Source organism: Polaromonas sp. P1_G4, assembly GCF_056405475.1.
Genome location: NZ_JBFUCA010000218.1, coordinates 1 through 6,630 on the forward strand (window position 1 = coordinate 1; position 6,630 = coordinate 6,630).

Annotated in this window: 7 protein-coding genes and 1 pseudogene; all 8 read right to left on the bottom strand. The window is 64.9% G+C overall.

Annotated features, from left to right (window positions below; translation table 11 throughout):
• Window positions 1–576 (bottom strand): annotated as a pseudogene (locus AC1D1X_RS12380) (hypothetical protein); the annotation flags it as partial.
• 78 nt (window positions 577–654) lie between these two features.
• Window positions 655–1,323 carry a histidine phosphatase family protein gene (locus tag AC1D1X_RS12385; protein ID WP_477668696.1) on the bottom strand — a complete coding sequence of 223 codons (669 nt, stop codon included), beginning with the start codon at window positions 1,321–1,323 and terminating at the stop codon, window positions 655–657.
• A gap of 158 nt (window positions 1,324–1,481) precedes the next feature.
• Window positions 1,482–2,504, bottom strand: coding sequence for a threonine dehydratase (locus AC1D1X_RS12390; RefSeq protein WP_477698363.1), 1,023 nt, complete (start codon window positions 2,502–2,504; stop codon window positions 1,482–1,484).
• Window positions 2,505–2,559: 55 nt separating this feature from the next.
• On the bottom strand, window positions 2,560–3,198 hold the full coding sequence (locus AC1D1X_RS12395; RefSeq protein ID WP_477668694.1) for a LysE family translocator: 639 nt from the start codon (window positions 3,196–3,198) through the stop codon (window positions 2,560–2,562).
• Between the two features lie 2 nt (window positions 3,199–3,200).
• A complete protein-coding gene (locus tag AC1D1X_RS12400) occupies window positions 3,201–3,914 on the bottom strand; it encodes a VOC family protein (RefSeq protein ID WP_477698364.1) in 714 nt (237 codons plus the stop codon).
• 15 nt (window positions 3,915–3,929) lie between these two features.
• Window positions 3,930–4,844: a PhzF family phenazine biosynthesis protein gene (locus tag AC1D1X_RS12405; RefSeq protein WP_477668692.1), complete on the bottom strand. Its 915-nt coding sequence runs from the start codon at window positions 4,842–4,844 to the stop codon at window positions 3,930–3,932.
• 35 nt (window positions 4,845–4,879) lie between these two features.
• Entirely contained in the window at window positions 4,880–5,500 is a 621-nt protein-coding gene (locus tag AC1D1X_RS12410) for a glutathione S-transferase family protein (protein ID WP_477668691.1), read from the bottom strand.
• A 21-nt stretch (window positions 5,501–5,521) separates the two neighbouring features.
• Window positions 5,522–6,630: aminotransferase-like domain-containing protein (locus AC1D1X_RS12415; RefSeq protein WP_477698365.1), on the bottom strand; the 1,109-nt coding region annotated here is incomplete at its 5' end.

Sequence of the window (6,630 nt, forward strand, 5' to 3'; positions counted from 1 at the left end):
GTATTCGGTCGCGCGGTAGCAGGAAAAGGAATACAGCTTGCCCGAGGCCTCGGGTTGGGTGGCTTTTTCCAGGGCGGGAATCAGTGCGTGACCGGGCTTGACGGTAAAGCCAGCGTCTTCCGAGTAGACCCAGCAGTCCTCCGGCCGGTTGACTTCGGTGGTGTGGAATTCCAGTGCAGTCTTGCGTGCGGCCAGCACGATGTTGCGGCGTATGCGCACTGCCGATGCCAGCTCCGCATGGCTGGGAAATTCAAAGGCGACCGGGCTGAGCAGCATGGCCAGAAGAATCTCCCGTTCCAGGTCTTCGCTGTCGTTCAGCGTATCCAGCTGCAGCCGTTCCGCCAGGCCCAGGGTATCCAGGCCGGGCGCCCATTGTGCGGCGAGGCCTTCCGGCAGGCAAAAGCTTCTTGCGGCGGTGGAGCCCGGAAAAATCTCACTGGTTTCCACGGCGTCCTGCAGACCGAGCTTTTCAAGCTGCACCAGGAAACTGTAGGTGGAAGCCGCTAGCGCGCCGGTTGTTTCACCGTGAAGGTGAATTCCGACAGGACGAAGACTGGGCATCAGGGCGGCGGTCATGTTGCCGCAAAGTATCTTTGCTTGTGGTCGATTCGGCAATGGCGGAAAAACCACGAAGCCGGCTGCTCGCGGGCACTGTCAGGCGTAAGTGATCCAGCTTGCGTGTTCGGGCGCGTCCAGGTGCGGCAAGGTGTTGTAGGTCACCAGCATGTGCCGCTTGGGCGTAAAGGCAAACTCGGTAAGTGAGCAGTTGCGTATGCGCAGGTTCAGCTCTATCGTGGTTTCAGGGCTGGTGCCCAGCACATGGCCCACTGCGGTCGAGATGGGCCCGCCGCTGGAAACCAGCAGCACATTGCCGGTGTAACTGGCACGAATGTGGTCCAGGACAGAAGTTACACCCTCAACAAACCCGATGTAGCTTGGCATGCCCTGGGGGCTGACGACGCCGGCCATCCACTGTGCCAGCCCGTCACGCAGCAGCCGGAAGTGGCCGCGGTATTCCTCGGGCGTGGTGGGTTTTTCGAGCTTGTGCGGGTGGATGGCACCGATGACGGCGTGGCTGTCATATTCATTGAGCCCCGGGCGCTGTGTGGCTTGCATGGTGATGCCCATGCCTTCACAGATCCCTGCAAAGGTATTGATCTGGCGCTGCAGCGTGCCGGTGAAAGCGGCGTCAAAGGTGATGCCCTTGTACTTGAAGTACTCGCCCAGACGCACGCTTTGCTGGCGCCCCATGGGGCTGAGCACGTCGTAGTCGTCTTCGCCAAATGAGGCCTGGCCATGGCGCACGAGGTAGAGGGTTCCCATGGGTAAATTGTGGCGCGCTGCCCCCCTGCGTTTAGTCTCGCGCGCGACTGGGTGTTCGAGTGTCGAGGCCTCAGCCAAAAAACGCAGCCCCGCCAGCAGGGGCCGTGGAACCGGCTTTGCCGGGCCGCAGGCGCAGCGCCCCCTCGGGGGGCAGCGCACTACGCGAAGCGAGAAGCGTGGGGGCCGGCAGCTAGCACCTTGGCGACAATAGCCGTGTCCACATTCCCGCCGCACAGCGTCGTGCCCACTACCAGGCCCTTGAGTTGCTCGCGCTCCTGCATGGCCGCGGCAAAGCTGGCCGCGCCCGCGCCTTCGGCCACGTTGTGCGTGTCGGCATAGAGGTCGCGCATGGCCTGGGCCACTTCGTCGTCCGTCACCTTCACGATGCGCTCCAGGTGCGGCAGCAAGACATCCAGCGCGGCCTGGTCCGCGACGCGGCACGCCATGCCGTCGGCCAGGTAGGTGGTCACCGGTGCTTCAATCACGCGCCCCGCGGCCAGCGAGTCGGCGTAGGTGGTGGCGTGCGCGCTGACCACGCCCACGATGCGCAGCTTGCGGCCCAGCGCCAGCTTGGCGGCAACGGCCGAACACGCGCCCGAGCCCTGGCCTATCGGCACATACACCACGTCGAGTTGCGGCACTGCCAGCATGAATTCCCACCAGTAGGTGCTGACGCCGCGCAGTAAATCCGCATGAAAGCTCGGCACCATGTGGGCGCCGCGTTCGGCAGCCAGCCTCTTCGCAAACTCGCGGCTTTCCTGGAAGTCGTTGCCATGCTCGATCAGTGTGACGCCCAGCGCGCGCATGGCGGCGTTTTTCTCCACTGAGTTGCCGTGCGGAACCACGACGGTGCAGGGCACGCCGTGCGCGCGGGCGGCCCAGCCTATGCTTTGGCCGTGGTTGCCGCGCGTGGCACTGACGGCTTCTCGCGGCAGCTCGCCGCGTTGCTTGAGCGCTTCAAAGTAGGTGAGTCCGCCGCGCAGCTTGAATGCGCCCACCGGCGTGTGGTTCTCGTGCTTGATCCAGCAGTCGGTGCCCAGCCGCTGGCTGGACAGGCCCCAGCGGTATTGCGGCGTGGCCTGGAATTCGCGGTAGACGACACGCGCCGCGTCTTCARTCTCCTGCAGCGAAGGCAGCATGCTGTTCCCCAGCTGCGGCTTGTGGTCGAGTACGGCGCTCATTGGGTGGTCTCCGCTCTGCGAGCTGCGGCATTCGCCTTGGGAGCGGTCCGGCGGCTCATGCGGCCGCCCGCTTTTCAGTCAGCAGGCGCAGCGCCAAAAGGCCCAGCACCGTGCCCATCACGTAGCGCTGCACGCGCATCCAGCTGATATTGCGGTTGAGGAAACCGGCAATCGCCGCGGCGAAACAGATCAGCACCGTGTTCACACCCGTGCTGACGCTGATCTGCACGGCGCCCAGCGTCAGGCTTTGCAGCAGCAGGTCGCCGCGCTCGGGGTACAAAAACTGCGGAAAGAAGGAGAGATAAAACATGGCGACCTTGGGGTTGAGCAGGTTGGTCATAAAACCCATGAGGAAGAGCGTGCGCGGCGGGTCATGCGGCAGCTCGCGCGTTTCAAAAGGCGCCAGGCCCCCGGGCTTGACGGCTTGCCAGGCCATCCAGAGCAGGTAAGCGGCGCCTGCCACCTTGATGGCATCAAAGGCTAGCGGCACGGCCAGCAGCAGGGCCGTCAGACCGAAAGATGCCGCCAGCAGGTGCGCCACAAACCCCAGCGCCACGCCGCTGAGCGACACCAGCCCGGCGCGGGGGCCCTGGCACAGCGTGCGCGAGATGCAGTAAATCATGTTGGGCCCGGGCGTGAGCACCAGCACCAGGGCGGCGAGGGCAAACCAGGCGAGTTCTGTGCTCGTAAACATTCTCAGGCTCCTTTGGATTCCAGCGTGACGAGGCCGCGCGGCGTCTRCAGCGTGGCGATGAGATTGGGCGGGCCTTGCGCGAGGCCTACGCCAGCCAGCCCTATGGCTTCATAGCCGCCGCGCAGCGCGTCGGGACGCGGGTGGCTGGCGTGCAGCGATTGCAGCGTGACGCCCGACGGCGCCATGCCGTCGGCCGCATGCACGTCGCCCCACTGGATCAGCGTGGGCAGCGCGCCGTAAAACAGCCGCTGGCCGTCTTCGCGCACGGTGATCTTCCAGGTGAGCTGGCCTTGCGGCGTCATGCGCGAGACGTCCAGCGCCTCACCGCGATCCAGCCCCAGGCGGGAAAGCGCCCGCACCGCCGCGATCACACGGGGCGTCGAGGCGACAAAGTGCGCGAGCTGCGGGCCGGTCTTGCTCAGCCGCAGCTGCAACTCATGATCATCCAGGTCATACCAGCGTCTGGCCGGTGCCGTACGCGGGGTTTGCTTGTCCGGATTGATTGCAATGATTTCGAAATAGGCGCGTGGAAAGGCCGGCGAGGCCACTGTGAAGAGCCGGTTGTGCGTGCCCATCAGCGGATGCTCGCCGCCCGGCCCGGGCGTGATGCCCAGCACGCGTTCGCACCACTGCACGCCTTCGGCGAGGCTGGCCGCCACCACCACGAGGTGGTCGACCTGCGAGGCCAGCGGCGGGAGTGTGGTGCTGTGTTCCATGGTTAGGGCTGGTTCCTAAAGCGTCACGCTTCCGTCAATGCAGGTGACCGATTCGCCGCCCACCCACACCTGGCCGGCTGCATCGCGCTCGATATGCACCTGACCGGCGCGGCCCAGGCAGACACCTTGCGAGGCGGTATAGCGCTCGGATGCATGGCCTTCGGCGATCAGCCACTGGGCCAGGCTGGCATTGAGGCTGCCGGTGACGGGGTCTTCGTCGACACCGATGGGAGAGGCGAAGGCCCGAACTTCGAAATCAGGGGCTGTTTCAGGTGCGGAGGCTGCGAATGCCTTGGCTTCGCGGTTGGCGCGTGCAATCAGCGGCGCGGTTTCCTCACGTGGGTAGCGCGCCACCACGCCGACTTTGGTGCCCAGCTTGGCCAGCGCTTTGTGATCGGGCGCCAGTTGCAGCACGGTCTCCGGGTTGTCCAGCAGCAGGCCCARCCACAACGGGCCGTTGTCCAGGCATTGGGCAGCCAGGATGCTTGTCGCTTTCAGGCCCAGCGCGCCGGCTACCTGCGCCAGCAATGAGGGGCTGGGCGCGGAGCGCTTCAGGGCCGGCGCGGCAAACGCCAGGCGCTTCGTGCCAGTCTCGCGGCGAATCTTCACCAGGCCTACTTTGCACTCCTGCACGATAAAGTCTTTGCTGTGCGGTTGCCCACCGGCTTCCAGCCAGCTGTGGCAACTGCCCAGCGTGGGGTGGCCGGCAAAAGGCAGTTCGCCGCCGGGCGTGAAGATGCGCACGCTGTAATCAGCCGTGGCGTCTGTGGGTGGCAACAGGAAAGTGGTTTCCGAGAGGTTGGTCCACTTGGCAAAACGCTGCATGGCGGCATCATCCAGGCCGCTGCCGTCGATTACCACGGCYAGGGGGTTGCCGAAGTAAGGGGTGGGTGTGAACACGTCGACTTGCTTGAATGCGCGCTGCTTCATGGGGTTTCTCGGTTTTCCAGGGGAGGTTTGAAGATTTATGACAAAGGCAGGTCCAGCACGCCGCGCGTGGCGGGCCGTGCCAGGAGGGTTTGGTACCAGCGGTCCAGATGGGGACGCACGGGCCGCGGCTGCGGCAAGCCGAACCAGCGGTGCATTTCGCAGCCCAGCGGAATGTCGGCCATGCTGAACTGGTCGCCGCCCATGAACGCATGGTCAGCCAGATGTGCATCGAGCAGTGTTAGCAGCGCTTCGGTGGCGGCTACGGACTGCGCAATCAGTTCTGTATTGCGCTGCTCCGCTGGCGTGCGAATCCACTGCACGAAAGCCGTGCGTCCGGCCGGGTTGAAGGTGGTCTGCTGCCAGTCCATCCACTGCTCGGCGGCAAAGCGTTGCGGCAGCGTTGTGGGATAAAAATTGCCTGGCGAGTGCTTGGCGCAGAGGTAGCGCACGATGACATTGGACTCCCAGATGAGCACCTCACCGTCTTCCATCAGCGGCACCAGCGCATTCGGGTTCTTGCGCCGGTAATCGGCCTCCTTGACGATACCGAACTGGCCCCCGGCGTCGGTTCGCTGCATCGTGAGGCCCAGCTCCTGCGCGGCCCACACGACTTTTCGCACGTTGATGGAGCTGATGCGCCCCCAAAGATGAAGCATGTCAGGTCCCTTTCGCGTTCATCATGCTGCCGCGCGCAGTTGAGGCAGGCCGGCAGGTAGTTGCTCGCGTATGGCCGCAGCCAGCGCGGCGATGCCGATGTTGATTTGCTCGACGCTGGACGTGACGAACGAGAGGCGCAGCGTGCGGGCGTCGGCATGGTCGGCGTAGAAGGCCCAGCCGGGCACAAAGGCCACGTTGCGCTCCACGGCCTTGGGCAGCAGGTCGATGGCGTTCATGCCTTCAGGCAGGCGCACCCACAAAAACATGCCGCCGGYCGGTGTGTTCCAGCTCACACCTTCGGGCATGCCCTGCTTCATCGCGGCCAGCATCGCGTCGCGCTGCGATTTGTAGAGCGCGCGAATGGTCGGCACGTGGCGGTCCAGGAAGTTGTTCTTCATGGTCTCGACCACCATGCGCTGGTTAAAGCCCGGCGTGTGCAGGTCGGCCGCTTGCTTGGCTTGCAGCAGCTTGGGGTAGAGCGACTTGGGCGCGACCAGAAAGCCCAGGCGCAAACCCGGCGCCAGGATTTTCGAGAACGAGCCCATGTACACGCAGCCTTCAGGGTTGCGCGCGGTGAGCGGCAGCGGCGGCGGTGTGTCAAACCACAGGTCGCCATAGGGGTTGTCTTCGACGATGGGCAGGCCCAGGCGCGCGGCCTCGGCGCTCAGTGCGGCGCGGCGCGCTTCTGTCATGGTGCGGCCGGTCGGGTTCTGGAAGTTGGGCAGCACATAAAAGAAACGCGCACCGGCGGCCTTGCTGGCCAGGTCCTTGACGTCCACACCTTCATCGTCGCTGGCCACGCCGACGATTTCGGGCTCCATCGGCGTGAAGGCCTGCAGCGCGCCCAGGTAGGTAGGCGTTTCCACCAGCACGCGGCTGCCGGCGTCGATCAATATCTTGGCGATCAAATCCAGGCCCTGCTGCGAGCCGGTGGTGATCAGCACCTGCGCCGGGTCGACTTCCCAGGGCAGCATGGCGGCCACCATCTCGCGCAGCGGCGCATAGCCTTCGCTGGCCGCATACTGCAGCGCCGCATGGCCGTCTTCGCGCAGCACCTTGTCACAGGCTTCGCGAAAGGCGGCGACCGGAAAGGTCTTGGGCGAGGGCAGGCCGCCGGCAAAGCTGATGA

Bases quoted from the DNA above. Each gene is read 5' to 3' on its own strand.
- AC1D1X_RS12385 (WP_477668696.1), bottom strand. From the start codon at position 1,323: ATGGGAACCCTCTACCTCGTGCGCCATGGCCAGGCCTCATTTGGCGAA.
- AC1D1X_RS12395 (WP_477668694.1), bottom strand. From the start codon at position 3,198: ATGTTTACGAGCACAGAACTCGCCTGGTTTGCCCTCGCCGCCCTGGTG.
- AC1D1X_RS12410 (WP_477668691.1), bottom strand. From the start codon at position 5,500: ATGCTTCATCTTTGGGGGCGCATCAGCTCCATCAACGTGCGAAAAGTC.